29 protein-coding genes are annotated in these 25,736 nt (G+C 74.8%); 16 read left to right on the forward strand and 13 right to left on the reverse strand.

Translation table 11 applies throughout. The features are described from left to right. Positions 1-99: 99 nt before the first annotated feature. The gene (locus tag RM780_RS13585; RefSeq protein WP_311630944.1) at positions 100-816 is read right to left on the reverse strand and encodes a phosphotransferase; all 717 of its coding nucleotides are present in this window, start codon (positions 814-816) and stop codon (positions 100-102) included. An 18-nt stretch (positions 817-834) separates the two neighbouring features. Next, on the reverse strand, positions 835-3,735 hold the full coding sequence (locus tag RM780_RS13590; protein ID WP_311630945.1) for a SpoIIE family protein phosphatase: 2,901 nt from the start codon (positions 3,733-3,735) through the stop codon (positions 835-837). Positions 3,736-3,959: 224 nt separating this feature from the next. Between RM780_RS13590 and RM780_RS13595 the strand changes: the two genes are divergently transcribed. From RM780_RS13595 to RM780_RS13605, 3 genes are all read left to right on the forward strand, one after another. After that, a complete protein-coding gene (locus RM780_RS13595) occupies positions 3,960-4,424 on the forward strand; it encodes a hypothetical protein (protein ID WP_311630946.1) in 465 nt (154 codons plus the stop codon). Between the two features lie 176 nt (positions 4,425-4,600). Beyond that, a complete protein-coding gene (locus tag RM780_RS13600) occupies positions 4,601-5,614 on the forward strand; it encodes an alcohol dehydrogenase catalytic domain-containing protein (protein ID WP_311630947.1) in 1,014 nt (337 codons plus the stop codon). After that, complete coding sequence (locus RM780_RS13605) at positions 5,611-6,537, forward strand: helix-turn-helix transcriptional regulator (protein WP_311630948.1); 927 nt, start codon at positions 5,611-5,613, stop codon at positions 6,535-6,537. Before RM780_RS13600 ends, RM780_RS13605 begins: the two co-directional genes overlap by 4 nt. A 52-nt stretch (positions 6,538-6,589) precedes the next feature. Here the strand turns inward: RM780_RS13605 and RM780_RS13610 are convergent, their stop codons facing one another. Beyond that, the gene (locus RM780_RS13610) at positions 6,590-7,228 is read right to left on the reverse strand and encodes a TetR/AcrR family transcriptional regulator (RefSeq protein WP_311630949.1); all 639 of its coding nucleotides are present in this window, start codon (positions 7,226-7,228) and stop codon (positions 6,590-6,592) included. 159 nt (positions 7,229-7,387) lie between these two features. On the opposite strand from RM780_RS13610, the gene RM780_RS13615 reads away from it, so the two are divergent. Beyond that, on the forward strand, positions 7,388-8,128 hold the full coding sequence (locus RM780_RS13615; protein WP_311630950.1) for an MBL fold metallo-hydrolase: 741 nt from the start codon (positions 7,388-7,390) through the stop codon (positions 8,126-8,128). An 86-nt stretch (positions 8,129-8,214) separates the two neighbouring features. On the opposite strand, the gene RM780_RS13620 is transcribed toward RM780_RS13615, so the two are convergent. From RM780_RS13620 to RM780_RS13635, 4 genes are all read right to left on the reverse strand, one after another. Further along, the gene (locus RM780_RS13620) at positions 8,215-9,138 is read right to left on the reverse strand and encodes a fumarylacetoacetate hydrolase family protein (protein ID WP_311630951.1); all 924 of its coding nucleotides are present in this window, start codon (positions 9,136-9,138) and stop codon (positions 8,215-8,217) included. Between the two features lie 181 nt (positions 9,139-9,319). After that, positions 9,320-9,628: a helix-turn-helix domain-containing protein gene (locus RM780_RS13625; RefSeq protein WP_311630952.1), complete on the reverse strand. Its 309-nt coding sequence runs from the start codon at positions 9,626-9,628 to the stop codon at positions 9,320-9,322. Then, positions 9,628-10,125, reverse strand: a complete 498-nt coding sequence (locus RM780_RS13630) for a DUF2975 domain-containing protein (protein WP_311630953.1) — start codon at positions 10,123-10,125, stop codon at positions 9,628-9,630. The genes RM780_RS13625 and RM780_RS13630 overlap by 1 nt, the downstream gene beginning before the upstream one ends. A 71-nt stretch (positions 10,126-10,196) precedes the next feature. Next, positions 10,197-11,126, reverse strand: a complete 930-nt coding sequence (locus RM780_RS13635; protein WP_311630954.1) for an oxidoreductase — start codon at positions 11,124-11,126, stop codon at positions 10,197-10,199. Positions 11,127-11,206: 80 nt separating this feature from the next. On the opposite strand from RM780_RS13635, the gene RM780_RS13640 reads away from it, so the two are divergent. Further along, positions 11,207-11,809, forward strand: coding sequence for a TetR/AcrR family transcriptional regulator (locus RM780_RS13640; protein WP_311630955.1), 603 nt, complete (start codon positions 11,207-11,209; stop codon positions 11,807-11,809). Positions 11,810-11,832: 23 nt separating this feature from the next. On the opposite strand, the gene RM780_RS13645 is transcribed toward RM780_RS13640, so the two are convergent. The 4 genes from RM780_RS13645 to RM780_RS13660 form a co-directional block, all read right to left on the reverse strand. Continuing rightward, on the reverse strand, positions 11,833-12,378 hold the full coding sequence (locus tag RM780_RS13645; protein WP_311631021.1) for a DoxX family membrane protein: 546 nt from the start codon (positions 12,376-12,378) through the stop codon (positions 11,833-11,835). A gap of 411 nt (positions 12,379-12,789) precedes the next feature. Beyond that, on the reverse strand, positions 12,790-12,984 hold the full coding sequence (locus RM780_RS13650; protein WP_311630956.1) for a DUF397 domain-containing protein: 195 nt from the start codon (positions 12,982-12,984) through the stop codon (positions 12,790-12,792). Between the two features lie 110 nt (positions 12,985-13,094). Continuing rightward, positions 13,095-13,289 (reverse strand): DUF397 domain-containing protein, encoded by a 195-nt coding sequence (locus RM780_RS13655; protein ID WP_311630957.1) that lies wholly within the window; start codon positions 13,287-13,289, stop codon positions 13,095-13,097. Continuing rightward, the gene (locus tag RM780_RS13660) at positions 13,273-14,136 is read right to left on the reverse strand and encodes a helix-turn-helix domain-containing protein (protein ID WP_311631022.1); all 864 of its coding nucleotides are present in this window, start codon (positions 14,134-14,136) and stop codon (positions 13,273-13,275) included. Before RM780_RS13660 ends, RM780_RS13655 begins: the two co-directional genes overlap by 17 nt. Positions 14,137-14,407: 271 nt before the next feature. Between RM780_RS13660 and RM780_RS13665 the strand changes: the two genes are divergently transcribed. From RM780_RS13665 to RM780_RS13705, 9 genes are all read left to right on the forward strand, one after another. Then, on the forward strand, positions 14,408-14,662 hold the full coding sequence (locus RM780_RS13665) for a hypothetical protein (protein WP_311630958.1): 255 nt from the start codon (positions 14,408-14,410) through the stop codon (positions 14,660-14,662). Between the two features lie 127 nt (positions 14,663-14,789). Beyond that, positions 14,790-15,029, forward strand: coding sequence for a hypothetical protein (locus tag RM780_RS13670; protein WP_311630959.1), 240 nt, complete (start codon positions 14,790-14,792; stop codon positions 15,027-15,029). A 461-nt stretch (positions 15,030-15,490) separates the two neighbouring features. Further along, complete coding sequence (locus RM780_RS13675) at positions 15,491-15,727, forward strand: hypothetical protein (RefSeq protein ID WP_311630960.1); 237 nt, start codon at positions 15,491-15,493, stop codon at positions 15,725-15,727. Between the two features lie 104 nt (positions 15,728-15,831). Then, positions 15,832-16,884 (forward strand): galactose-1-phosphate uridylyltransferase, encoded by a 1,053-nt coding sequence (gene galT / locus RM780_RS13680; protein WP_311631023.1) that lies wholly within the window; start codon positions 15,832-15,834, stop codon positions 16,882-16,884. A 1-nt stretch (position 16,885) separates the two neighbouring features. Further along, on the forward strand, positions 16,886-17,902 hold the full coding sequence (gene galE / locus RM780_RS13685) for a UDP-glucose 4-epimerase GalE (RefSeq protein WP_311630961.1): 1,017 nt from the start codon (positions 16,886-16,888) through the stop codon (positions 17,900-17,902). Further along, on the forward strand, positions 17,899-19,056 hold the full coding sequence (gene galK / locus RM780_RS13690) for a galactokinase (protein WP_311630962.1): 1,158 nt from the start codon (positions 17,899-17,901) through the stop codon (positions 19,054-19,056). Before galE ends, galK begins: the two co-directional genes overlap by 4 nt. Positions 19,057-19,194: 138 nt before the next feature. Beyond that, positions 19,195-19,737: an RNA polymerase sigma factor gene (locus tag RM780_RS13695; RefSeq protein ID WP_311630963.1), complete on the forward strand. Its 543-nt coding sequence runs from the start codon at positions 19,195-19,197 to the stop codon at positions 19,735-19,737. Positions 19,738-19,775: 38 nt separating this feature from the next. Further along, the gene (locus tag RM780_RS13700) at positions 19,776-19,967 is read left to right on the forward strand and encodes a hypothetical protein (protein ID WP_311630964.1); all 192 of its coding nucleotides are present in this window, start codon (positions 19,776-19,778) and stop codon (positions 19,965-19,967) included. A gap of 90 nt (positions 19,968-20,057) precedes the next feature. Further along, positions 20,058-20,759, forward strand: a complete 702-nt coding sequence (locus tag RM780_RS13705; RefSeq protein ID WP_311630965.1) for a Crp/Fnr family transcriptional regulator — start codon at positions 20,058-20,060, stop codon at positions 20,757-20,759. Between the two features lie 64 nt (positions 20,760-20,823). Here the strand turns inward: RM780_RS13705 and RM780_RS13710 are convergent, their stop codons facing one another. Then, positions 20,824-21,465 carry a hypothetical protein gene (locus tag RM780_RS13710; protein ID WP_311630966.1) on the reverse strand — a complete coding sequence of 214 codons (642 nt, stop codon included), beginning with the start codon at positions 21,463-21,465 and terminating at the stop codon, positions 20,824-20,826. Positions 21,466-21,586: 121 nt separating this feature from the next. Continuing rightward, entirely contained in the window at positions 21,587-22,138 is a 552-nt protein-coding gene (locus RM780_RS13715) for a Pycsar system effector family protein (protein ID WP_311630967.1), read from the reverse strand. Between the two features lie 83 nt (positions 22,139-22,221). Between RM780_RS13715 and RM780_RS13720 the strand changes: the two genes are divergently transcribed. Continuing rightward, a complete protein-coding gene (locus RM780_RS13720) occupies positions 22,222-24,159 on the forward strand; it encodes a dynamin family protein (protein ID WP_311630968.1) in 1,938 nt (645 codons plus the stop codon). Further along, positions 24,159-25,724 (forward strand): dynamin family protein, encoded by a 1,566-nt coding sequence (locus tag RM780_RS13725; RefSeq protein ID WP_311630969.1) that lies wholly within the window; start codon positions 24,159-24,161, stop codon positions 25,722-25,724. Before RM780_RS13720 ends, RM780_RS13725 begins: the two co-directional genes overlap by 1 nt. Positions 25,725-25,736 lie beyond the last annotated feature (12 nt).

Below are 25,736 nucleotides of genomic sequence, written 5' to 3' on the forward strand. Positions count from 1 at the left end.
CCCCTGGGCCGGCCGGCCCCTCCGGGGGGCCCGGCATCGGTTCCCGGCATTGGCGGAAGCTGCCTCGCGGATCGGCGCGCGTGCGGCCCGGTCCGCGCCCTACCGCCCCGCGGCCACCTCCCGGTCGATGGTCTCGGCGTGGGCGTGCAGCCACGTGATCTCGTGGGCGAGCCAGGAGTTGGGGGTGATGGGGCGGCCGGCCTGGGTGTGGAAGTCGCGTTCGGCCTCGACGCGGGCGGCGATGCGGGTGCCGAAGGCGTGGCGGTCGTGGGCGGGCAGGCCGTACGCCTCGAGGAAGGTGCGCAGGAGGGCCAGTTGGTGGTCGAGGGGGTGGGTCATCTCGGGGCCGAGGAGCCACAGCCAGGCTGCGTAGGCGAGGTCGCGGGCGCGAGAGCCGGGGGCCGCCTGGTCGAAGTCGAAGGCTGCGGCGGGGAGTTCATCGACGAAGGTGACGTTGAGGGGAGAGAAGTCGTTGTGACACACCGTCTCCTCGCCGCCCGCGAGCGGCGAGCCTGCCGTCGCGTCATGCAGGCGGCGCAGCAATCGCGCCGCGGCCGTCATCTGGGCGTGGGACCACTCCCGGGAGCGGAACTTCGCACAAGTGCGCCCCTGCTGGAAGCTGAGGATCTCCCGCCCTCGGGAGTCCGTGCCCAGCAGCCGCGGAGCGGCGTCGCAGCCGGCGTTCTCCAGGTGCCTCAACAGCCGGTGCACGAACGGCGCATGGCCCCCGACCGGCCGCCGCACCGTGTCCCCGACGCGGACGACACCCGGCGTGATCCGGCCGCCGGTCAGCGGGATCTCCAGCAGCGGTTCCACGCGCGCCAGCATAGGCGTTCACCCCGGCAGCGCCAGCTCCGTCCAGATCGTCTTGCCGCGGTCGGAGTGGCGGGTGCCCCAGCGTTCCGACGCGGCGGCGACGAGCTGGAGGCCGCGTCCGCCCTCGTCCGTCAGCGAGGGGTGGCGGATGTGCGGGGTGGTCAGGGAGCCGTCGGAGACCTCGCAGACCAGGGTGCGGCTGCGCAGCAGGCGGAGCCCGACCGGGCCCGAGGCGTGGCGGATGACGTTGCCGACCAGCTCGCTGACGACCAGTTCGGCCGTCATCGCGACCTCCTCGCCCAGCCGCCAGGCGGCGAGCTGGCGCCGCACGTGGTCGCGCGCCTCGCGGGCGGCGGTGGGGTCCTCGGCCAGGGGCCAGGTCGCCACCAGCCGGGAGGGCAGGCGGCGGGTGCGGGCCACCAGGAGGGCCGCGTCGTCGCCCGAGCGGGGCCCGTCGGGCAGCAGGGCCGCGCTGACGGCCCGGCACAGCGCCTCCGGGGCGCCCGAGGCCGGCCCGCTCCCGAGCGCGTCGGCGAGGCGGCCGATCCCCGCGTCGATGTCGCGTTCGCGCGAGGCGACCAGCCCGTCGGTGTACAGGGCGAGGAGGCTCCCGTCGGGCAGGCTCAGCGAGGCCGCGGTGAACGGCGGGGTCGCCGCCCCGAGCGGCGGGTCGGGGGAGAGGTCCGCCACGGCCGTTGACCCGTCGGGGCGGCGGACGGCCGGGGGCGGGTGGCCGGCGGTGGCGAGGCGGATGTCGCCGGTGACCGGGTCGTAGACCCCGTACAGGCAGGTGGCCAGGCGGTCCTCGTCCAGGCCGGCGACCAGGTCGTTGAGGTGGGCGAGGATCTCCTCCGGCGGCATCTCAAGCCCGGAGAGCGTGCGCACGGCCGTGCGCAGCCGTCCCATCACCGCCGCCTCCGCCATGCCGCGCCCCATCACGTCCCCGATGACCAGGGCCACCCGGTCCGAGGAGAGCGGGATGAGGTCGTACCAGTCGCCGCCCGTCTCCGGGGCCGCGCCCGCGGGCAGGAAGCGGGCCGCGGCCTCGACCGCGGGGACGTCGGGCAACGCCCGGGGCAGCAGCACGCGTTGAAGGGCGCGGGCCCGCGTCGTGGCCGCGTCGTAGAGCCCGGCCCGCTCCAGGGCCTGCGCGATGAGGCCGCTGAGCGCGGAGAGCAGCGCCCGTTCGTCGTCCTCCAGCGTGCGCGGCCGGTCGAAGGAGACGACCGCCGCGCCGATGGCCCGCCCCGAGACCGTCAGCGGCAGGAAGGCCCAGGCGCGCTTCTCCCCGGCGAACGCGATCCCCGCCGTCCCGGGGTAGTCGGCCGCGTACGCCTCCCGCGACTCCACGAACTGCGCGGACCGGGTGCGCAGCGCCTCGCGCACGGGCGAGGGAACGTCCCGCCGCAGGCCGTGGATGCGGTGGCTGAAGCCGGCCGGATAGCCCACCGCGCCGATCACGCTCAGCCGGTCGTTCTCCAGCCCCAGGATGGTCAGCCCGGCGGCACCGAAGGCGGGCAGGATGTGGTCGGCGACGGCGCCGACCACGTCCTCGGCCGTGACCGCCTGCGCGAGAGAGCGGGTCAACTGGCCGCTGAGCGCGGCGCGTTCGGCCGCCGCCCGGCGCGCCGCCTCGTGGCGCCGCCGCTCGGTGACATCGGTGATGTAGAGGGTCAGGCCCTCGTCCGGCAGGGGAACGGGCCGCAGGTGGTACCAGCGGTCGCCGCCCGGCCAGGGCGCGTCGAAGCCCTCCGGCCTGCCCTCGGCCACGGCCCGGCGGCAGCGCTCCTCCAGCCCCGGCACGCCGCGGATGGCGGGAACGTCCCACAGCAGGCGGCCCGTTGCCCCGGCCGGCTCGCCCAGCAGGCGCTCGGCCGCGTGGTTGACGAACTCGATGCGCCACTCGCGGTCCACGGACAGGAAGCCGTCGGTCATGTGCCGCAGGGCCCGGCTGACCGACTCGGCGGCGGCGTGTGCCTGCGTGGTGTTCCACAGCGTCCCGCTCTCGCGCACCAGCCGGCCCTCCTCGTCGAGGACCATCCCGGCGCGCATGCGCACCCACCCGTAGGTGCCGTCGTCCCGGCGGACCCGGTACTCGAACTCCGCCGGCCGCCTGGCGCGCACGGCCTCCTCGTGCGCCGGCAGGACCCAGGCCCGGTCGTCGGGGTGGTGGCGGTCCATCCAGCTCTCGATCCGGCCGTCCATGCCCGCCGGGTCGATCCCGATGTCCCGCAGCAGCGCCTCGTCCACCGTCATCCGGCCGGTGCGCGGGTCGAACTCCCAGGTGCCGACCGTCGCCGCCCGCAGCGCCCGGCGCTGCCCGGGCCCCGGCTCGGCCGCCAGCAGGGACTCGGGCACCGGCTCGCCCTCCGGCGGCGTCCGCCGCAGCCGCGCGCCCGCCCACCGGCCGGCCTCGGCCAGGAACGCCCGCCGCTCCGCATCCGGCTCCCCGGCCGAGGGGGCCGTCACCAGGGACAGCGCGCCCACCGGCCCCTCGGGCCCGAGCAGGGGGACGGCCGCGATGCCCGCGCCCTCCGGCACGCCCGGGAGCCGCCGGGGCAGCTCGCGCCCCGCGAAGGTCTGTTCGGGCGGGTCGACGCGCGGCAGCCACACGTAGCCGCCCGTGGCGAAGGCCCGGGCCGGAGCCGAGGCGCCGCCCTTGGGGATGTCGCGCCAGTACCGGGTGAACGCCAGGGGCAGGCCGTTGCTCGCCAGCAGCCGCAGCGGGGACGACTCCGTGGGCCCGATCTCCGGGTGCGCCATCCCGCCCACGGCCCCCAGCTCGACCGCCGCGTGGTGCAGCGCCGCCAGCACGAGGCCGGTGTCGCCCTGTCCGTCCCCCGCGGCGTCCAGCATCCGCAGCCGCTCGTCCCGCACGGTGGCCTCCGTCCCGCAGCGCCCCGTCCCGCAACGCACCACGCGCCGCCACCCTCGGCGTTCCCACTTGGGGGCAAAGGGTGCACATCAGGTCATCAGGTTATCCGCCCACTCCCGCCCGGCCTCCCGGCGGACGGCCGATCGGGTGAGAGGCCGGCCCGCCGCGGGCCCGGTTCTCGCAGGCGAAAACGGGCGGCGCGGGGTCGCGGCAGCCGCCTACGCTGGGCGGGCCCGAGTGGGCGCCGGTGGCGGGGGAGGGGAGCGGCGTGGGTGATTGGGGGCCCCTGCCGGTCGGTGTCACCGGCTTCAGCCTCGCTGCCCGGCCCCTCCCGAAGACGGACGTCCGGGCGTTCAAGTCGGCCTGCTACGCGGTGACGCACGCGACGGGGCTGCGCCTGACCGCTTTCGCCGAGCCCGAGTACTGGTCCAGTTACCGGACCGCCCGCCTCGTCTCGCGCACCGAGGACGTCAGCGTGCTGTGCCATTCCCTCGTCCCGTGGGTGGCCTTCGCCGCCTCCACCGAGAACGTCCGTTTCCGGTTCGAGTTCGTCGCGCCCCCCGCCTGGGCCGAGCACTTCGGGTGGGCGGGCCTCACCCCGCTGTCGCTGGAGTTCCTGCGGGCCCCGGCCGCGGAGGCGGACCTCTCCGCGCTGCCGGGACACGAGCGGCGGGAGATCGGCTACTGGAAGCCGGACACCGTCGGGGAGCTGGCGTTCAACTACTGGGACTGAAGACCGGCCGCTCGCGGCGCCCCCCAAGGGGGGACAGGTCGTCCCTGGATGAGTCGTGCCTTCATCCGCGGGCGGCGCGGGCGCAGGGTGGTCGACGAGCGGAGGAGCGGAAACGCCCCGCACCCCCACCCGTACGCCGCCCCGGGAAGAGACCCCAGGAAGAGAGAAGCCCCGCCATGCCCGCCACCACGACGATGCGCGCCGCCCAGGCCGTTGCCCCCGGCGCCCCCTTCGCGCTCCACGACCTCCCCGTCCCCGAGCCCGGCCCCGGCCAGGTGCGCGTCCGCGTGCACGCCTGCGGCGTCTGCGGCGGCGACAACGTCGCCCGCAACGCGGCCCTCGCCACCACCCTCCCCCGCGTCCCCGGCCACGAGATCGCCGGCCGGATCGACGCCCTCGGCGAGGGCGTCACCGCCTGGCGCACCGGAGACCGCGTCGGCATCGGCTGGCACGGCGGCTCCTGCTTCACCTGCCCGGCCTGCCGCAGCGGTGACTTCAGCAACTGCGCCCACCGCCAGGCCGTCGGCTCCACCTACGACGGCGGCTACGCCGAGTACACCGTCGCCCCCCAGGACGCCCTGGCCCGCATCCCCGACGCGCTCTCCTTCGAGGAGGCCGCGCCCCTGATGTGCGCCGGGCTCACCACCTTCAACTCCCTGCGCGCCAGCGGCGCCCGCCCCGGCGACACCGTCGCGATGCACGGCATCGGCGGCCTCGGCCACCTGGCCCTCCAATTCGCGGACCGGATGGGCTTCCGGACCGTGGCCATCAGCCGGGGCCGCGACAAGGAGAAGGCCGCCCGCGAGCTGGGCGCCGACGAGTACATCGACAGCACCGCCGGCAGCGCGGGCGAGGCCCTGGCCCGGCTCGGCGGCGCTGCCGCCATCCTCGCCGGGGTCGCGGACGCAGAGGCCCAGGCCGACCTGATCCAGGGCCTGGCGCCCAACGGCCGGCTCCTGATCGTCGGCCCCGCCCACGAGCCCCTCGCGGTCGGCGCCGACCCCCTGATCCTGGGCCGCCGCCAGATCCAGGGCTGGTACAGCGGCCACGCCAAGGACGCCGAGGACACCCTGGCCTTCGCCGCGCTCAAGGGCGTGCGCCCCCGGATCCAGAGCTTCCCGCTGGAGCGGGCCGAGGAGGCGTTCCGGACGATGGGCCGGGCCCGGTACCGTAACGTGATCCTGCCATGACCACGACCGACCGGGCCCAGCTCGCCGACTTCCTGCGCACCCGCCGCGAGGCCCTTCAGCCGGAGGACGTCGGCCTGCCGCGCGGGCCGCGCCGCCGCACCCGGGGCCTGCGGCGCGAGGAGGTCGCCGCGCTGTGCGCGATGTCGGCCGACTACTACACCCGCATCGAGCAGCAGCGCGGCCCGCTGCCCTCGCCGCCCATGCTCGCCGCGATCGCGCGCGGCCTGCGTCTGAGCCTCGCGGAGCGCGACCACCTCTTCCGCCTGGCCGGCCACCGCGCCCCGGGCCGCCCGGCGGGCCGGGGCGCGGGCGGCGCGCCCGGCAGCGGCGGCCCGCCCGGCGGCGGCGGGGCCGAGGCCGAGCACGTCAGCCCCGGCGTCATGCGCGTCCTGGACCGGCTGAACGACACCCCCGCGCAGGTCGTCACCAGCCTGGGCGAAACGCTGGTGCAGACCCGCCTCGCGGTCGCGCTGCTCGGCGACGAGACCCGCTTCACCGGGCCGGCGCGCAGCGGCATCCACCGCTGGTTCACCGACCCCGCCTCCCGGCTGCTGTACCCCGAGGCCGACCACGACCGGGTCGGCCGCGTCATGACCTCCAACCTTCGCGCGGCCTACGCCCGGGACGGCGCGGGCTCGTTCGCGGCCGAGATCCTGGACGCGCTGCTGGCGGCGGAGGCCCGGGGGGAGGAGGGGGGACGGGAGTTCGGCGCGCTGTGGCGCCGGCACGAGATCGGGCTGCGCTGGCAGGAGCCCAAGCGCATCGCCCACCCCGACCTGGGCGTGCTCACGCTCCACTGCCAGGTCCTGCACGACGCCGAACAGGACCACGCCCTGCTGGTGTTCACCGCGACCCCGGGCACCGAGAGCCACGAGAAGCTCCAGCTCCTGCCCGTGCTCGGGGACCGGCAGCCCTCGACGTGACGCCCGCGGGGCCGGCCGTCCGTGGCTCAACGCCCGGGGCGGGCCCCGTCGTTCAGGGCGTTCCCCCGGCCTGGCCCGGGTCCGTCGCCAGGCGGGTGATGCCGCCCTCCACGAAGGGGACGAGGGAGGCGTAGCGCTGCGCGAACGCGTCGGAGCGCAGGCGCCCTTGGGTGATGCTGTCGATGCGCGGGACGTCGGCGAAGGTCTGGAGGGTCGAGGCGACCATCAGCAGGTACGCGTCGTGCAGGGCCGCCTCGCTCGCGGCGGGGAAGAGGGCCCGCAGCCGCTCGATGAACTCCGCGGCGATGGCGTTGAACTCCTCCGCGACCAGTAGCTGCACCGGCAGCCGGGCGTGGGCCAACTGGGCAGTGAAACGCAGGTAGTTGCGCCAGCCCTCGCTCTCCCCGGAGCGGACCAGCAGCGGCCCGGCGAAGGCCCGGACCAGGGCGCGCAGGCGGTGCGCCCGCGAGCCGGACCGGGGAAGGGCGGCGAGCCGGGCGCGGCGGTCCTCGTTGATGGGGTCCAGGCGGCGGAGCAGCACCTCGCGGAAAAGGTTCTCCTTGCCGCCGAAGTAGTCGCTGACGGCGGCCACGCGCGTGCCCGCGAGCTGGGTGATGTCGCGGATGCCGGCGCCGTGGTAGCCGCGCTCGGCGAACAGCTCCTCGGCGGCGTCGAGCAGGCGGGCGCGCACCCGGGCACGGTGGGCCGCGCGGGGGCCGGCGGGGGACTCCTCGTCGGCGCTGCGCGTCTCGACGGGGCACCTCCAAATGGGACGAACGGGACGGTTGTTCGGACTGTACCACGCGCAAGTGCTACTATCGGAACGGTCGTTCCGGAAGGGGGGTGCGGGATGCGGGAAGTCGCCAAGGACGTCTTCTGCGTCGAGGGCACCCACGTCAACTGGGTGCTGCTGCGCGAGGGTTCGGACCTGACGCTGATCGACGGCGGCTGGCACGGGGACGTCGCCGCGGTCGAGGAGTCGATCCGCGCCCTCGGCCGCCGCCCCGAGGACGTGCGCGCGATCCTGCTGACCCACGCGCACGTGGACCACCTCGGCGCCCTCAACCCCCTGCGCGAACGCCACGGCGTCCCCGTCTACATGCACCCCCGCGAGGTCCCCCACGCCCGCCGCGAGGTGCTCGAACAGGCCACGCCCCTGGACGTGTTCAAGCGCGTCTGGCGCCCGCGCACCCTCGCCTGGAGCCTGCGCATCGCACGGGCCGGGGCGCTGCGCCACGACGTCGCCGTCCCGCACGCCGAGCCCTTCCCGGCCGAGGGAGCCCTCGACCTGCCGGGCCGCCCCGTGCCGATACCCTGCCACGGCCACACCTCCGGCCACAGCGCCTACTTCCTGCCCGGCCCCGGCCTCGTCGCCACCGGCGACGCCCTGGTCACCGGGCACCCCACCTCCCCCTTCACCGGCCCGCACCTGCTGCCCGAGTTCTTCAGCCACGCGCCCCGCGAGGCCAACGCCGCGCTGGACGCGCTCGGCGCACTGGAGGCCGACGTCCTCGTCCCCGGCCACGGCGACCCCTGGCGCGGCCCGCTCGCGGAGGCGGTGGCCACGGCCCGCCGCCGCGCGGCTGCCTGAGGACGGGGAACGCCCGGCCTCCGAGGCGCCGGTCGGCGGGAACGCCCGGCCGCTTGAGGCCCCGAACGCCGCGCGCCCGGCCCGGCTCAGTCCCCGGCGATCGGGTGGCGCACCTCCCCGATCCCGTCCAGGGTCAGCGTGAGGGTGTCCCCGGCCCGCAGCCAGTGCCCGGTCTCCATGCCGCTGCCCCCGGGCAGCGTCCCGGTGCCGAACAGCTCGCCCGGCAGCAGGCGCTCGCCGCGCGAGGCGTGCGCCAGGACCTCCCCGAGGGTCCAGCGCATCCCGGCGCTGCGCACCGTGCTGACCGTCCGGCCGTTGATGGCCACCGAGCCGGTCAGCGCGTCGATGCGCGGCAGCACCTCGTCGGCGGTCACGGCCGTGGCCGACATGGAGTTGGCGAAGTGCTTCGCCTTCTGCGGCCCGAACCCGCTGGCCATCTCGGCCCGTTGCACGTCCCGCGCGCTGAAGTCGTTGACCAGGACGAACGCGCCGATCGCCGCCGTGGCCTCCTCGGGCGTGGCGTCCAGCAGCGGCCGGGCCAGCACGAACCCGATCTCCAGCTCGTAGTCCAGCGCCCGCGTGTAGTCCGGGGGCCGCACGGGCGTTCCCGAGGGCACGAAGGCCAGGTGGTTGGACATGTAGTACAGCGGCTGCCGGTGGAACAGCGCCCGGGGCCGGAAGAGGGGGAACGGCCGCCGGGTCACCGCCTCGACGGCGCGCGTCACCCGGTACTGGCCCGGGTGGAAGCGGCGGACCAGGCCGCGGCTCGCGTCGATGTTGTGCCGCTCGTAGAGCAGGAAGTCGCGGAACGACAGCGGCTGGAAGGGCAGTTGCTCCCCGGAGGCCGCCGCGTGCCGCTCGGCCTCGGCCCGCTCCCAGCCCGCGTCGAAGGCGGGGCCGCCGAGCGGGTGGGGCGCGGGGCGCGGGTCGGGGAAGGGCAGCCACTCCCCGTCCGGCCCCTCGCGCTGGACCTCCAGCCGGCCGTCGACGCGGACTCGACGCAGCTTCACGGCGCGCTCCTTCCCCTGCCAGAACGGCTGTTTTGATCGTAGCGGACCAAGTCCGCCTTCCGGAACGGCCGTTCCGCGGCCCGCCGTCCGCCGTCCGCCGTCCGCCGTTCCGCGGCCCGGCGGTCGGTGCCCCCCGCCCCGCGCCCGTCGGCGCGCCGAACGGCGGCCGTTACCCGGGGCGTTACCCCGGCCGTTGCCCCTCCTCGGCGCCCCTGGAACCGATGCCCCTCGCCCCGGTGCCGGCGCGCCCCGCATCCCCCGGCCCGGGCGCCCAGGCCCCGGGCCCCGTCGGCTCCCAGCGCAGCAGGTCCCCGGGCTGGCACTCCAGCACCTCGCACAGCGCCGCCAGGGTGGTGAAACGCACGGCCTTGGCGCGGCCGTTCTTCAGCACGGCCAGGTTCGCCGGCGTGATCCCCACGCGTTCCGCCAGCTCGCCCACGGACATCTTCCGCTTCGCCAGCATCACGTCGATGTCGACGGCGATCGGCATCAGATCACCTCTTCCAGCTCGGCCCTCATCCGCGCCGCCTCCACGTCGCGCGCGACGGCCTGCGCGAGCAGCATCCGCAGCACGAGCACGATCAGCGCGACGCCCAGGATCGCCACCACGACCCCGCCCAGGAGCAGGACCACTCCCGGGGCGACGGCCTCGCCCGGCGCCAGGAGAACCCCCAGCGCGAACACCAGCGCCGCGGCGGCGACCATCGCGCCGATGACGATGTGCACGTACCGGAAGGCGGCGTGCGAGAACACGGTCCCACGCCGCACCATCGTCACCAGCCGCCACACCGACACCAGCACGACCTGAACGGCCACGACGCCCAGGACAACGACCACCAGGAACGAGGCGTTCGGATAGGCGAGTTCGTCCTCGGCGCCCTCCAGGTCGGCGGCCAGCAGCGGCACCATCACCGCCTGCACGAACACCGAGCCGGCGAGCAGCGCCACGATCACCGCGCGCAGCCCGAGCACAGTAAGCTGTCCCATCGTCTCCCCTTCGATCGACCCACGATCGGAATCTATCGAAAAACGATAGGAGGAGGCAAGGGGTCGACCTCCTAGGCGGGCCGGCCGACGAGCAGGTCCGGGGCGGTGACCCCGGTCATCTCCTCGGACAGCGTCCACAGGCGGCGGGCGGCCTCCGGGTCGCTCGCCGCCGCCGACCTGCCCACCAGCGTTGGCCTGCCGCGCAGTTCGGCGAAGCCGTCGGGGCCGACGTAGCTCGCGCCCGGCAGATCCTGGGTCGCGGCGTACAGGGTCGGCAGCGCGCCCACCCGACTGGCCTGCGCCACCAGCCGGTTGGTCACCCGCATCCCCAGGCGGCGCAGGGCGTTGACGTCGTGGCTCTGGAGGTTGGTCGCGGAGTACCCGGGGTGGGCGGCCAACGCCCGTACCCGCGAGCCCGCTTCGGTCAGGCGGCGCTGAAGCTCCAGCGTGAACAGGAGGTTGGCGAGCTTGGACTGCGAATAGGCGGCCATGGGGTGGTACGTGCCCGTCATGTTCGGGTCCTCGAAGCGGATGCGGACGCGGCCCGGCGAGCGGTGCGCGATGGAGGCGACGGTCACGACCCGGTCGGTGACGTGCGGCAGCAGCAGGTTCGTCAGCGCGAAGTGGCCGAGGTGGTTGGTGCCGAACTGCCGCTCGAAGCCGTCGGCGGTCCGGCCCTCGGGCACGTACATCACCCCCGCGTTGTTGATCAGCAGGTCCAGGTCGCCGCTCCACCCGGCGGCGAACGCCCGCACCGAGGCGAGGTCCGCGAGGTCCAGCCGCCGCACCTCCGCCCCGCCGCGCGCCCCGGCGATCGTCGCGGCGGCCTGCTCGCCGCGCGCGACGTCCCGCACGGCCAGCACGACGTGCGCCCCGGCGCGCGCCAGGGCGGCGGCGGTGTCGAGCCCGAGCCCGCTGTTGGCCCCGGTCACCACGGCCGTTCGCCCCGCCAGGTCCGGAAGGTCGTTCTCGTCCCACTGTGTCTTCTGTGTCTTCGCCATGCCGCCCAATGTATTCATCGACTACAAAGCTGTCAATGACAACAATGTGCGTGCCAACTACATGCGGGTACCCTGGGATCATGCGCGCCGCCCGCCCCTACCACCACGGCAACCTGCCCGCAGCCCTCCTCGCCCGCGCGGAGGAGACCCTGCGGGAGCGGGGCCTCGAAGCGATCACTCTGCGCGGCCTGGCGCGCGACATCGGCGTCAGCAACGCCGCGCCCAGCCGGCACTTCAAGGACCGGCAGGCCCTGCTCGACGCGCTCGCCCTCAGCGGCTTCGAACGCCTCAACGCCTCACTGGAGGCGGCGGCTTCGAGCGGCGCCACCCTGCCGGAGCGGCTGCGCGCCCTCGCCCTCGCGTACCTGCGCTTCGCCGTGGCCAACGCCGAGTTGCTCGACATCATGTACACCGTCAAGCACGGCTCCGACGCGTCCGCCGCCCTCGTCGAGTCGGGCAAGCGCACCGGCGCGATCCTCCTCGCCACGATCGAGGAGGCCCAGCGCACCGGCCAGGTCCGCCCCGGCCCCCCCGAGCGCGTCGGCCTCCCCCTCTTCGCCGCCCTCCACGGCTACGCGGCCCTGGTCACCGGCGGCATGATCCCCGCCGACCAGGCCGAACTCCTCCTCCCGGACGTCACCGACCCCCTGCTGCGGGCGGTGCGCCCGGAGGGCGACGCCTGACAGCAGGGGGCCGGTCACGTCCGTCAGTGAAGCCAGCGCAGGCCGCGCACGACGGGCAGCCGCCGCCACGCCCGCGCCAGCCCCCAGGTCTCGCCGGCCCCGAAGTACGCCACGACGATCAGCACGGCCGCGTAGATCACGTGGTACTCGACCAGCGGATTGGCCGACATGCTCGGCGCCCCGTCCGCCAACGTCCGGTCCGGCGGCCACACGGCGGCCCACATCAACGCCATCATCACGGTCCCCCCGACCGCAGCCACCCGCAGCGCGAACCCGAAGGTCACCGCGAGCCCGACCCCCAACAGCCCTGCCATGAACGACCAGTCGGCCCAGGCATCCCCCGCCCAGGAATTGAACGTGTCCTGAAACGGCCCGGCGGCCACGTCCCCCAAATACCCCCGCGTCGGGGACCCTCCGTCCACCCACCCTTCGCCGCGCGGCGTGAAGTAGGTGAGCCCAAAGGTCTTATCGAGGAACCCGAAGAGAAAAATCACCCCGATCAACACCCTCGTGACGGCCAGCAGCCGCCTCCCTCTTCTCCCCGCCGCCCCCTCCCCAACTCCGCCTATTTCTGCGCCCGTCCGCCTCTCAACCCTCTCCTGCACCGCCACGCTCCGCCGTCCTCTCGGTCAACCCCCACGCACGACGAGCCCGTTACCCCGTAGCCCCCCACGGCCCACCCCATCGTCAGCCGCCCGCTGCCCCACGGACAATTCCCGATGGGGGTGGGGGAAGGGGCACTCCATTTGGGCAGGGGGCTGGCGTTATCGGGGCGAGGGCCCCGCGCGCGGGGAGCAAGCCGTGGCGCAGTGGGCCTACAACGCCGCGCTGGGAACAACCCCGCATGGGCGGGGAGCAGAGCAATTGACCTGCAGGGTTGTGCGGGGAGGCGGCCACCTTTGCCTACTTTACCGAGAGCGCGCGGAGCGTTTACTTCGTGCGTGTGGTGCAGGGGCAGCTCGTGGTGCCGAGCACCCGGTTCAGCCAGCGTCCTTGAGGGATGCGACGAACGTCGACCACGCGTCGTTCGGGATGGTCAGCGCCGGGCCGTCCGGGGCCTTGCTGTCCCGGACGGGCACCGTTTCGGCAAGGTTGTCGGCCACCTCCACGCAGGCCGACTGCCCGTTGCTGTAGCTCGACCTGCGCCAACTCTGTGTCTCAAGCGTGTTGTTCATATCTCCCTGCCACTTCCGCGAGCAGACGCCGTGACGCCTGCTCGTCATGGGAGGCTGTTTTACTTGCCTGCCCGAGAGCACGTCCAAGGAACTCCATGGCGTGCCCCGGCTCAGCCAGCGTCCCTCAGGGACGCGATGAACGTCGTCCACGCCCTCGTGGTGACGGTCAGCGAAGGGTCGTCCGCGCACTTACTGTCCCGCACAGGCACCACGCCCCGCAGCCCGACCGCCACCTCGACACAGGCGCCGTCCCCGTTGCTGTAGCTCGACTTCCGCCAGCTCAAAACCTCAGCCTTGTTGTTCATAGCTTCCTGCCACTTCCGCGAGCAGACGCCGTGACGCCTGCTCGTCCAGCGATGCCTGCCAGATCTCCTGGAACGCCGCGTCGTAGCGCTGCACTTCGGGCGGCTTATCCAGGTAAAGGCCCCCCGTGAACCCGTCCGCGTAAACGGTGGGAGGCTCCGCCTCGGTCCCGTCCCCCGAAGGGGGGAACCGAAGAATGATGAACGGGCCGGTCATGATGCCCGCGTGGGGACCGGCGGCGAACGGCGCAACGCGCAGGTCCAGGTTCGGCAGCTCGGAGACGTACACGAGGTGAGCGAGCTGGGCCGCCATGCACCTGTGCCCGCCGATCGGCCGACGCAGCGTCGCCTCGCTCAGAACGACGCGCAGCATGGGCGGGGCGGTGACGCGTGTGACCAGCGTCTGCCGCTCGATGCGCAGCTGGACTCGCCTGTCCAACTCCTCGTCGCCGATGTCGTGGAAGTGCGTGCGGATGATCTGCCGGGCGTAGTCCTCGGTCTGGAGGAGTCCGTGCACGACGTCGCTCTCGTACACGGACAGACTCGCCGCCGCTTCCTCCAGGCCGACGTACACGTCGAAGTACTCGGGGATGACATCGCCGTAAGCGTGCCACCAGCCCTTGGACTTCGTCTCCTTGGCGAGCGCCATCAGGGCCTCGGTCAGCTCGGCCGGGGCGCCGTAGATGGTGCACATGGTGTGTACATCGTGGCTCCGAAGCGACGTCTGTCCGGTCTCGATCCTCCAGATCTTCGGCTCCGACCACTCAAGCGCGCGAGCCGCAGCCCTGACCGTGAACCGCGCCTGCTGCCGCAATTCCCGCAGATGCCGACCGAGTTGCCGTCGCGGCACGGTCGAGCCTGTCGTACCCTCCGCAGCCACCGCTCACCCCTTCTCGGTCCCCATTTTGTAAGACCGCCATGTCCCGGAATGTAGTGGTCATTTGACCCGGCTCGACACACCTGTCAGGTGTTCGAAACCTTTATGGCGTGTCTTCCGATCCGTAGTCTTGCAGGTAAGTGACCCCGACTGCACGCTGGTTAGCGTCGGTTGCTCGGCGTAGCGGTCGCCGCCGCTGAGCGCTCCCGGCCTCCCTCCCTGACTCCTGTTGGAAGGACTGGGCATGTCTCTTTCAGTGCAGTTGATCACCAATCGTGGACCGTTCGCGGCCGAGGCCGGGGTGATCCACATCCCGGTGGCCATCTACGGGCTGCACCGCGCTCCCGAACTGGCCATGGCGGACACGGACATCACCTTGTGTCCGGCGGAAGTGCGGAAGCTGGTGGGGGAGCTGGCGCAGTTGGTGGGGTGGCCGGGCCAGGAGGAGGGGCCGGCGTGCCGCGACATCGAGCCGTCTCGCGTCCGCGTGTGGTGGTGAGCGCCGCGTGGGCGGGATTCTCACGGGCGGCGGTGCCGGCCCTGGCCCTGGGGCTGGCGTTCTGCCTGGGCGTGGTGGCGGCGTTGCTGCTGCCGGTGGCGTGGTAGACGAGGGAAGGGAGCGCGTGGTGAAGCGGGAAAGGGCCGGTCGGCCGGTAGTGATCTCGGGCACGGTCGACGCCGCCACGGTCCGCCGAGGAGATCAGGTCTTGGTGGGCGGCGCGGTCTGGACGGTCCACGACATCGCGGGCGCGCCGGGCGGCTGCCGCTGGCTGGAATTCGAAAGCGGCGAACGCATGCTCATGCGCCCCCACACCGTCTTCTACGCCACCCGCAGCACCCGCCCCCGACCCCCGCAGGGCCCCTAACCAACCCAACCCCCCGGCGTCCACCCCACCCGGCCGCCACAAAGGCCGCCCCCCAAGCGGGTTGCAACAACCCGCACGCGCGGGGAGCAGCACGACGTGCCCGGCCTGGTCGTAGCGGGTGCGGGAGCGCGGGGAGCAGAGCAGCTGGCCTGCGAGTTCATGCCGCCGGGGTGCGGTTTTTACTTACTTTACCCAGCGGGTGCGAAGCGTCTCCATTCGGGCGTGCGGTGCGAGCTGCGGCCTCCCGGTGGCGCCTATCGGGAAGAGTGGCGGCCAGGGGGCCATGTCGTCGCGAATAGGGTATCGGCGCTGCGTGGGCCGGGGCGGGGGGCCTGATGCCGTCGGCGTAAGCCGGCGTGCGCGTGGTGGGGGCCAGGGGGAGGGTGGGCAGTATGGGTGGTGACGAGCGGTATGCAGCCACGTGCGGGCATACGCACCTGTTCCGGGGAGCGCGGCTGCGGGTGGATGGGGTGAAGGAGCCGGAGGGGTACGTGGCGGAGCCCGAGCCCCTGGCGCTGGACGTGCAGTTTTCCGACGGGGTCGGGGTCGAGGGCGAGGTCGTCGTCGCCAAAGGCGGCGAGGTCGCGCTCCGGGTCGGCGGGTACGTGACGCGGGCCGGGAAGGAGATGCCCGAGCGGGTCTGGGGGGTGCGGGAGGTGCGGGTGGTGGGTGGGGAGGTGGAGGTCGTGGTGGGGTGAGGGCGGGGGGCCACTTGCGTCACAGGCGTTGACAGGCGTTCCCCCGGCATGGTTTGTGTTGGCTTGTGGGGGAACGTGATCGAACGCGGGTGGTGAGGCGTGGGATGGAGCGCTGGAGCACCCGGTTGGCGGATGGGCGGGAGCTGATCTACTACGCGGCGGCGGGAGGGGCGCGGCGGGCAGCGGAAGCGGCCGATGGGCGGAGGCTGGGCGGGGCCGCGGTCGTTTCCGAGGTGCGGTTCGACCCGTTGCGGGGGGAGCCCGTGGCGTACGCGGCGCATCGGCAGGGGCGGACGTATCTGCCGCCGGACGGCGAGTGTCCGCTGTGTCCCTCGCGGGGCGGGCGGCGGACGGAGATTCCGGCGGCGGACTACGAGGTGGCGGTCCTGGAGAACCGGTTCCCGGCCTTCGCGGGTGGGGACGGGCGGTGCGAGGTGGTGTGCTTCTCGGCGGAGCACGGCGTGTCGTTCGCGGAGCTGACGCCGGAGCGGGTCGCGCTGGTGCTGTGGGCGTGGACGGACCGGACGGCGGCGCTCGGGCGGCTGCCGGGCGTGCGGCAGGTGTACTGCTTCGAGAACTCGGGGACCGAGATCGGGGTCACCCTGGCCCACCCGCACGGGCAGGTCTACGGCTACCCCTACGTGACCCCGCACACCGCCCGCGCCCTGCGTGCCGTCGCGGAGCACCGGGAGCGGACGGGGGCGAACCTCTACGACGAGATCCTGGCGGCCGAACGGGCGGACGGGCGGCGGGTGGTGAGGGAGAGCGCGCGCTGGATCGCGTTCGTCCCGCGCGCCGCCCGCTGGCCCTACGAGGTGCACCTCTACCCGCGCCGCCGGGTGCCGGACCTGATGAGCCTGGACGAGGAGGAGCGGGCGGAGTTCCCGGAGGTGTACCTCGATCTTCTGCGCCGCTTCGCGGGCCTGTTCGGGCCCGCGCACAGGGACACCCCCTATATTGCGGGCTGGCATCAGGTGCCGGCGGGCCTCGTGGCCCGGGAGCGGGAGGACTTCGCGTTGCACCTGGAACTGTTCACGATCCGCCGCGGGCCCGGGCGGCTGAAGCACCTGGCCGGGTCGGAGTCCGGCATGGGCGCCTTCCTCAACGACGTCCTGCCCGAGTCCGCCGCCCACCAGCTGCGAAAGGCTGCGCCCTGAGATGAGCACCTGCCTGGTCACCGGCGGCGCCGGCTACGTCGGCAGCGTCGTCGCCGCGCACCTGCTGGCCGCGGGCCACCGGGTCACCGTGCTGGACGACCTCTCCACCGGCCACCGCGACGCCGTCCCGCCAGGGGCCGACTTCGTGCACGGCCGAGTCCAGGACGCGGGCAAGCACGTGGGCGGCGGCTACGACGCCGTGCTGCACTTCGCCGCCTCCTCCCAGGTCGGGGAGTCCGTGGCCGACCCCGAGAAGTACTGGCGCAACAACGCCGGGGGGAGCCTCGAACTCCTGGCCGCCATGCGCCGGTTCAACGTCCCCCTGCTCGTCTTCTCCTCCACGGCCGCCGTCTACGGCCAGCCGGAGGCCACGCCGATCACCGAGGACGCGCCCACCCGGCCCACCAGCCCCTACGGGGCCTCCAAGCTTGCCGTCGACCACATGATCGGCGCCGCCTGCGCCGCGCACGGCCTGGCCGCCGTCTCCCTGCGGTACTTCAACGTCGCGGGAGCGCACGGGGAGTTGGGGCTCGGGGAGCGGCACGACCCGGAGACGCACCTGATCCCGCTCGCGCTTCAGGTGGCGGCGGGGGAACGGCCGTCGCTGGCCGTGCACGGCACCGACTACCCGACCCCGGACGGGACCTGCGTGCGCGACTACATCCACGTCGACGACCTGGCCGACGCCCACCTGCGGGCCCTGGACGCCGCCACGCCCGGGGAGCACCTGATCTGCAACCTCGGGAACGGCAACGGCTTTTCCGTCCGCGAGGTCATCGAAACGGCCCGCGCCGTCACCGGCCGCCCGATCCCCGCCAAGGACGGCCCACGGCGGCCCGGCGACCCCGCCGTCCTGGTCGCCTCCGCCGAGCGCGCCCGCGAACGGCTCGGCTGGCGGCCGGTCCGCACCGACCTGGCGACGATCGTCTCCGACGCGTGGAACGTCCGCCTGGCGGGGACCGGGAACGCCGGGGCCGGGAACGCCGGGGCCGGGAACGCGGGGAACGGCCGCACGTGACCGCCGCGCCGGTGGAGCGGCACCTGGCCTGGTTCGGCGCCGAGCCCGAGGGGCTGTGGACCGCGCCCGGCCGGGTCAACCTCATCGGCGAACACACCGACTACAACGACGGGTTCGTCCTCCCCTTCGCCCTGCCGCTGACCACCCTCGCCGCCGCCTCCCGCAGCGAACGCCCCGAGCTGCGGCTGCGCTCCGCGGAGGCGCCCGGCCCGGCCGTCACGGTGCCGCTGGATCACACCCTCGCCCCCGGCTCCGTCACCGGCTGGGCCGCCTACCCGGCGGGCGTGGCCTGGGCGTTGCGCGAGGCGGGTCACCACCTCACCGGCGCGGACCTGTCGTTCACCTCCACCCTGCCGCTGGGCGCCGGGCTGTCCTCCTCCGCCGCCCTGGAGGTCGCCACCGCCCTGGCCCTGGACGACCTCAACGGCCTCGGCCTGCCCCGCGAACGGCTGGCCGCCCTCGCCCGGCGCGCCGAGAACGCCTACGTCGGCGTCCCCTGCGGCATCCTCGACCAGATGGCCTCGGCCTGCTGCACCGCCGGCCACGTCCTGCACCTCGACACCCGCGCCCCGGCCGGCCACCGCCACCTCCCCTTCACGCCCACGCTCGACGACCTGGCCCTGCTGCTGGCCGATACACGCACCCCGCACGCCCACGCCGAGGGCGCCTACGCCCGCCGCCGCGCCGAGTGCCACGCGGCGGCCCGGGCCCTGGGCGTTCCCACCCTGCGCGACCTCCCCCACGAGGCGCTGCCCGGCGCAGTCGACCGCCTGGCGGACCCCGTGCTGCGCCGCCGCGCCCGGCACGTCCTCACCGAGAACGAACGGGTCGCCCGCGTCGCGGAGTTGCTGGGGGAGGGGCGGGCGCGGGAGATCGGCCCGCTCCTGACGGAGAGTCACCAGTCGCTGCGGGACGACTTCGAGGTGTCCGTGCCTGCGCTCGACCTGGCCGTCTCCGCCGCCCTGTCCGCCGGGGCCCTCGGTGCCCGCCTGACCGGCGGCGGCTTCGGCGGCAGCGCCATCCTCCTCACCGACGCGGCGGCGGCCGGGGCGGTCACCGACGCCCTGCGCGCCGCCTTCGCCGGGGCGGGCCTGCAACTCCCCGTCATCCGGCCGGTGTTCCCGGCGGCGGGAGCCCAGCGGCAGGTGGGGTGAGGGGAGAGGAAAGCCGGGCGGGCCGGGAACATTCCGGCCGCGCGGGGGATCTATCTGCCATCGGAGGTCGGTACGCCGGCGGAGTCGGGTGGCGCTCGGTCGGCCGCACCTGTGTGGGGGTTGGCGTTGAGGAACGTGATGTCTCACGACCTGGCGGAGCTGAGCGACGAGGAGCTGGTGCCGTGGGCGGTCGAGGGCGACCGCGCCGCGCTGGAGGAGCTGCTGCGGCGCCACCGGCCCACGGTGCTCACCATCTGCGCGGGCATCACGGGCAACCCCGAGGACGCGCTCGACGCCTGCCAGAACACGCTGATCCGCGTCGCCAACGGCATCCGCGGCTTCCGCTCCGAGGCCCGCTTCACGACCTGGCTGCGCACGATCGCGGTGAACGCGGCGCGCGCCGAGCTGGAGCAGCGCGGCCGGCGGCCGTATCCCGTGGGCAGCAGTCCCCTGCCCCGCGAGGTGGTGCGCGGGGTTGACGGCCAGGTCACGGACGGGGTGCGGGTGCGGCAGGCACTCGACGCGCTGGACCCGGAGTTCAGGACCGTCGTCGTGCTGCGGCACCTGTGCGGCTGCGACTACCAGGAGATCGCGGACGTGCTGCGGATCCCCATGGGTACGGTGAAGAGCAGACTCTCACGGGCCAGACTCGAACTCGTCAACCGGTTGCGACTGGAATGAAGCGCGCACGCGGGCCCTGGACGAAGAGGAGGAACGACATGGGCGAGGAACGGCCGGGCGACGCGCCCCCCCTCGCGGACACCGCCCCGGACGAGGACGCCGACCCCGAGGTCCTGCTCAGACTCCAGTCCCTGCTGCGGGCCGTGCCGCTGCCGGAGGTCGACGACGCGGCCTGGGCGGCGCTGGTGGACGACGCGCTGCGGCGGGCCGCCGGTCCCGGCGGGGGGTGAGGGGCGTGGGCGGGCGCGCCTTCCGAACGCCCGGGGCCGGGATGGCCGGAACCGGTTGCGCGGCGCCCGCGCGCGGGCTCCACTGGGGGCATGAGTGAGTCCGAGTGGCCGGCGGGGCGCTGGGGCGCGGGCGCGCTGCTCCCCCGGCTCGACGCCCGCATCGCCGCCGAACTGGTGCGGTTGGGGCGGCCGGTGGCGTTCGCCCCTGGGGACGTGCTGATCGAGCAGGGTGAACGCACGCGGCACGCCCTTCTGTTGCGCTCCGGCTGGGTCAAGGTGGTGGCGGCGCACGGGGGTTCGGCGACGGCGTTGCTCGCGCTGCGCGGGCCCGGGGACATGGTGGGCGAGCTGGGCGCGCTCGACGGGCAGCCGCGCAGCGCGTCGGTGATCGCGGTCTCGCGGGTGAGCGGCCTGCGGGTGCCCGAGGGCGACCTGCACGGCTGGCTGCGCCGCAGCCCGGAGGCCGCGCTGGCGCTGAACCGGTACGTCAGCGCGAAGTTCCGGGAGGCCACGCGCTTCCGCGTCCGCGCCGCCGCGACCGTGGAGGCGCGGATGGCGAGCCTGCTGTGGTCCCTGGGGGACACCTACGGGTCCCCGTCCGGGGAGGGCGTTCTCATCGAGGCGCCCCTGACCCAGCAGGAGCTGGCCGGCCTGGTGAACGCCTCGCGCGCCCAAGTGCAGCGCTCCCTGGCGGAGTTGCGCCGGAGCGGCGTGATCAGCACCGGCTACCGCCGCATCGTCATCCGCGACCGTGGCCGCCTGACGCTCCTCGCGGAGCGCGCGGACGTCTGAACGGCCGTTGCGGACGCCGGGCGGCGGGCCGGGATCGGCGGGCGTGGCCGCCGGGCAGGGGCGGTCAGGCGGCCGGGGGGCCGCATGCCGGGGTCAGGGCGGGCGTAGCGTTCCCGGTGGGAGTGGGTCGGGCCGCGCCGGGAGGTGCGGACGGGCAGGCCGTCAACTGGCGTACGGCGAACGCCCACTCCCGGGCCGCCCGCTCCGGCGTGAGGCCCAGGGCGCGGGCCGCCTCCGGGGCCGACAGGCCGACGCGCAGGCGCAGGATGGCGAGGGCGCGAGGGAGGGCGGGGAGCCGGGCCAGGGCGGCAACAGCCGAGTCCTCCGTCTCCGGGCCTCGCATGCGGGCCGCGCGCAGGGCGGCGGCGGCCGAGTGGTCCGTGCTCGCAGTCGGCGGCGTGGCCGCGCACGGAGGGGCGGCGGGCGACCGGTTCGCCTCCATGCGCGGTGGGACGGCCGCGCTATCCCCTTCCGCGGCCGGCGGCGCGGCCGCGCCCAGAGCGGCCCTCGTCACCGCGCCGTACAGCAGGGCCCGGTCGGCGCGCGCCTCGGGGCCGGCCGCGGCCCAGGCGCGCAGGCCCTCGTGCAGCGTGCGCAGCAGGCAGGTGCGGTCGTCGCCGCCCGTGAGGAGGGCGACGACCGCGGTCAGACCGGGTCGTTCCGCGTCGATCAGACGCCGGGCGGCAGCGTGCCGGGCCTCAGTCATGGTCCTTCCTCCGCCGTCCGTGGGGCGTTCGCCGTGCGGTCCCCTCCACCCCGACCGTAGATCGGCCCCCGGGGCCGGCGCACAGGCCACGGCCTCGGATGAGCCCGTCGGGGCCGGGCGCTCAGACCGCGAAGGCGAGCAGCAGCAGCGCCCCGCCCACGCCCGTCAGCGCGAATGCCCACTGCATCAGCAGGTGTTTGCGCCACGCGATCCGGCTGGTCTGGATGAGCTGGCGGCTGAGTTGCGGCAGGATCTCCTTCTCCTTCAGCGCCTTCTCCAGCGCCGCGGGCTGCCATTCGCGCAGGTGGCCGAAGTGCAGGAAGTCCTTGGCGGGCTCGGGGGTGATGGACCGGTCCGAGCGCGGGCGCGGCGTGACGGTGAGCACGGACAGGGCCGCCGCGGCGGCGACCGACGCCACGCCGAGCGTCATCAGCAGGGCGTTGGCCCCGCCGTCGTCGGCCAGTGTGCCGGCGACGGCAATGACCGCCGCCTGGAGCGTGAGGGCGAACGACGCCTTGGCGTCCACCCGCGTCGTCGCCCCGGCGATCTCGGCCTGGATGCGCCAGGCGTTCTCGACGGGATCACGGCCGCTGTCGATGCCACACCTCCGGTGTCGAAGTCGGTGCCGCCCGCGCGCGTCGGCCGGAACATTCCCGGCGTTCCCGCGATCCAAAGGCCAATCAGCAGGCTGCCGTGGGCCGTTGCCGGCCTCCGGCGCCCCGCTCCGCCCCCGACCGGAGGGAGCACCCCGTCATCATGCCCCGCTACGACCAGCTCCGCACCGAACTGCTCGCCCTCTTCAGCGAGGTGACGCGGGCCGCCGAGGCCAGGGAGGCTCCCGAGACGTCGGCCCGGCTGCGCGCGGAGGAGGAGCGGCTGGCCGAGGGCCGGCTGACCGTCGTCCTCTGCGGCGAGTTCAAGCGTGGCAAGTCCACGCTGCTGAACGCGCTGCTGGACCAGCGGCCCGGCCTCGCGCCCACCGACACCGTGATCGCCACGCGGCTGGTGACCGTCGTCGGCCACGGCGAGACCGAGAGGATCACCGTCGTGCTCGCCGGGGAGGAGGGCGAAGACCCGGTACGCCGGGTGATCACCCGCGAGGAGATCGCGGACTACGTCACCGAGAGCGGCAACCCGCACAACGTCCGGCGCGCCCTGCTGCTGGAGGCCGAGCTGCCGCACCCACTGCTCGCCTCCGGGGTGGTGATCGCGGACACTCCCGGAACCGGCGGCCAGTTCGGCGAACACAGCCTGGCCACCGAGGCGTTCCTGCCCCGCGCCCACGCCCTCCTGGTCGTCTTCGACTGCACCCAGCCCCTCACCGCCGCCGAACTGGCCTTCGTGGCCGAGGCGGTGGGCGTGGCCCGCGTCGGCGAGGACGGGGAGGGGCTGCTGTGCGTGCTGACCAAGGCCGACCTGGTGGCCGACCCCGGCCCGCTGGTCGAGGACGCCCGCGCCAAGCTCGCGGAGGCCACCGGCCTGCCGCCCGCCGCGCTCACCGTGCTGCCGGTCTCCGCGCAGGCCAAGCTGGACCACCTCGCCGGCGGCGCGCCCGAGGACCTGGAGCTGAGCAACGTCCCCGCGCTGGAGGCCGCGTTGTGGGCGGCGCTGGCCCGGCGGCGGGCCACCGTCCTGCTGGGCGCCGCCGTGACCGCGCTGGACGCAGCCCTGGCCGCCCTGCTGGCTCCCGTCGACGCCGCGCTGGCGGCCGTCGGGCAGGGGAGGGAGGAGGAGCTCGCCCGCCTGCGCGCGCAATACCGGGACGCCCAGGGCCGGTTGACGGACCTGGCCGCCGCCGACGCCACCTGGCGCGGCGAACTGCGCGCGGACTTCCGCAAGGTGCGCTCCGACCTGCTCCAGCAGGCGCGCCGCGAGCACGACCGGGTCTGGCTGAAGGCGCACGCCGACTACCTCGACAAGGAGGAGTACCTGGAGAACCCGGATGCCCTCGTCCGGAAGATCGCCGCCGACACGGTCGCGGTGGCGGGGGCGGTCAGCGACGAGGCCGAACGCCGGGCCGCCGCCGTGCTGAAGGACTTCGCCGAGCGCAGCGAGATCGCCCTGGCCCTGGCCGGCTTCCCCCGCCTGCCCGACCCGCCGGTGCCCTTCCTGGACATCAGCGGGAAGAGCGGGACCGTCGATCAGCCGACCGGGCGGCTCGCCAGGTTCCGCGCCACCATGGCGGGCATCGGCACGGGAGGCGCGGTGGGCGCCGGACTCGGCGGCAGCGGAGGGGCATTGATCGGCACCTTCTTCCTGCCGATCGTCGGGACGTGGGTGGGCGGGCAGCTCGGCGCCTGGGCCGGCGCCGCCGTGGGGGCCCTCGCGGGCTGGCGTGCCGCGGCGGCGGAGGCCGACGTGGAGCTGCGGAAGCAGCAGCGCCGGGCCCTGCGCGCCGCGCTCAAGGAGGAGCTGGCGCCGCTGCGCACCGACCAGTTGGGGCACCTGCGCGCGGGCGTGGAGGAGCTGGTGCACCAGCTCTCGGCGGGGGCGGTGGCCGAGCTGGAGAGCCGCATCGCGCAGGAGCGGGAGAGCATCGGCGCGACCGTGCGGCGGCTGGAGGCGGAGTCCGAGGCGACGGTGGAGGACGCCGAGAAGCGCCACGCCGCGCTGACCGAGGAGCGCGCGCCCCTTCAGCGCGCACGCGACCGGGTCGCGGACCTCGCCGCCCGCGCCGCCGGCCTGGACGGCTGATGGACGCCGAGCGGGTCCGGCGCGCGTTCGGCCGGGCCGACGCCCAGCTCGCCTCACAGGAGGCCGGACAGGAGGCTGCCCCCGGCGGCGGCGAGGGCCCGCGGGCCGAGGCCAGGCGGCTGCTGCGCGAGATCGCGGAACGCTTCGACGCCCGGCTGCGGCTCGCCCTGGTCGGCCGCGTCAGCTCGGGCAAGTCCACCCTGGCCAACGCCCTCCTCGGGGCCGGGCGCGCCCCCACCGGCGCGCTCGAACTCACCTTCAACGTCACGTGGTTCCGGCACGCCGAGACCCCCTCCCTGACCCTGCACCTCACCGACGGCTCGCCGCCCCAGCGCCACGACCCCGCCGCGCTCGAACGGTTCGCCGTCCGGGCCCGCGAACAGGACCCGGCCCTGCGGGAATTGCTGCGCCGCGTGGACCACCTGGAGATCGGGGAGCCCAGCCCCGCCCTGCGGGACTACGACCTCGCGGACACCCCCGGGCTGGACTCCGTGCACGGCGAGGACTCCGCCAACGCCCTGCGCTGGCTGGGGCGTCCGCCCGAGCACGTCCGGGAGGGCACCGTGGCGCACGCCGGGCGCGCCGACGCCCTGATCGCCGTCTTCGACCGCGGCCTCTCCCACGGATTCGCGGAGCTGCTGCGGGACTTCGCCGGCGCGGGCCTCGGGGCCGCCGGGCCGGTCACCACCGTCGGGGCGCTCACCAAGGTGGAGCAGTACTGGCACGCCACCGGCGCCGACCCGCTGGCGGAGGGGCGCCGCGTGGCGGAGAGCCTGATGGAGGCCGCGGACGCGCGGCGGCTGCTCTACGACATCCGGCCCGTCGTCGGGCTGCTGGGGGCCGCGGCGGCGACGTTCACCGAGGAGGAGCACGCCGACCTCACCGAGCTGACGAAGCTGGACTCGGAGGAGCTGCGCGCGCACGTGCGGCGCGTGCCGTTCTTCGCCCACCGGGAGCTGCCGGGCGTTCCCCTGCCGCCCGCGCGCCGGGCCGCCCTGCTGGAGCGCTTCGGCGCCTACGGCGTCTGGCTGGCCTGCGAGCTGATCCGCCAGGACCTGACGGACACGGCCGGGCTGCGCGCCGAACTGCTGCGCCGCAGCGGGGTGGAGGACCTGCGCCGCCTGCTGCTGGACCACTTCGGCAACCGGGCCTCGCTGATCAAGCTCGACCGGGCCATCCGCGAGACCCGGGTCCTGGCCGACCGCCTCGGGGACGCCGTGGCCCCGGCCGCCGCCGGAATCCTGCGGCTGGAGTTCAGCGAGCACGCCTTCCGCGAACTCGCCGTCCTGCGCGACCACTACGCCGGACGCCTCGCGCTCACCCCGCCCGAGGTCCGCGAACTCCTGCGCGTCACCGGCGAGTCGGGCGCCACGCCCGCGGCCCGCCTCGGGCTCCCCGAGGACGCGCCGCCCGAGGCGCTGGCCGGCCGCGCCCGCGAGGGCCTGGAGCGCTGGGCGCTGGCCGCGGCCCTCGGCGAGCACAGCGGCCCCACGCGGACGGCCGCCGGCGTCATCCGCCGCTCCTACGAACTGCTGCTGCACGAGCTGCGGCGCGGTGCCGCATGAACGCCCGCCGCA

It is taken from the genome of Streptomyces boetiae, assembly GCF_031845405.1.
Lineage (GTDB): Bacteria > Actinomycetota > Actinomycetes > Streptomycetales > Streptomycetaceae > Streptomyces > Streptomyces boetiae.

Bases quoted from the DNA above. Each gene is read 5' to 3' on its own strand.
- RM780_RS13600 (WP_311630947.1), top strand. From the start codon at position 4,601: ATGCCCGCCACCACGACGATGCGCGCCGCCCAGGCCGTTGCCCCCGGC.
- RM780_RS13605 (WP_311630948.1), top strand. From the start codon at position 5,611: ATGACCACGACCGACCGGGCCCAGCTCGCCGACTTCCTGCGCACCCGC.
- RM780_RS13615 (WP_311630950.1), top strand. From the start codon at position 7,388: ATGCGGGAAGTCGCCAAGGACGTCTTCTGCGTCGAGGGCACCCACGTC.
- RM780_RS13625 (WP_311630952.1), bottom strand. From the start codon at position 9,628: ATGCCGATCGCCGTCGACATCGACGTGATGCTGGCGAAGCGGAAGATG.
- RM780_RS13630 (WP_311630953.1), bottom strand. From the start codon at position 10,125: ATGGGACAGCTTACTGTGCTCGGGCTGCGCGCGGTGATCGTGGCGCTG.
- RM780_RS13635 (WP_311630954.1), bottom strand. From the start codon at position 11,126: ATGGCGAAGACACAGAAGACACAGTGGGACGAGAACGACCTTCCGGAC.
- RM780_RS13640 (WP_311630955.1), top strand. From the start codon at position 11,207: ATGCGCGCCGCCCGCCCCTACCACCACGGCAACCTGCCCGCAGCCCTC.
- RM780_RS13650 (WP_311630956.1), bottom strand. From the start codon at position 12,984: ATGAACAACACGCTTGAGACACAGAGTTGGCGCAGGTCGAGCTACAGC.
- RM780_RS13655 (WP_311630957.1), bottom strand. From the start codon at position 13,289: ATGAACAACAAGGCTGAGGTTTTGAGCTGGCGGAAGTCGAGCTACAGC.
- RM780_RS13665 (WP_311630958.1), top strand. From the start codon at position 14,408: ATGTCTCTTTCAGTGCAGTTGATCACCAATCGTGGACCGTTCGCGGCC.
- galT (WP_311631023.1), top strand. From the start codon at position 15,832: ATGGAGCGCTGGAGCACCCGGTTGGCGGATGGGCGGGAGCTGATCTAC.
- galE (WP_311630961.1), top strand. From the start codon at position 16,886: ATGAGCACCTGCCTGGTCACCGGCGGCGCCGGCTACGTCGGCAGCGTC.
- RM780_RS13695 (WP_311630963.1), top strand. From the start codon at position 19,195: ATGTCTCACGACCTGGCGGAGCTGAGCGACGAGGAGCTGGTGCCGTGG.
- RM780_RS13700 (WP_311630964.1), top strand. From the start codon at position 19,776: ATGGGCGAGGAACGGCCGGGCGACGCGCCCCCCCTCGCGGACACCGCC.
- RM780_RS13705 (WP_311630965.1), top strand. From the start codon at position 20,058: ATGAGTGAGTCCGAGTGGCCGGCGGGGCGCTGGGGCGCGGGCGCGCTG.
- RM780_RS13710 (WP_311630966.1), bottom strand. From the start codon at position 21,465: ATGACTGAGGCCCGGCACGCTGCCGCCCGGCGTCTGATCGACGCGGAA.
- RM780_RS13720 (WP_311630968.1), top strand. From the start codon at position 22,222: ATGCCCCGCTACGACCAGCTCCGCACCGAACTGCTCGCCCTCTTCAGC.
- RM780_RS13725 (WP_311630969.1), top strand. From the start codon at position 24,159: ATGGACGCCGAGCGGGTCCGGCGCGCGTTCGGCCGGGCCGACGCCCAG.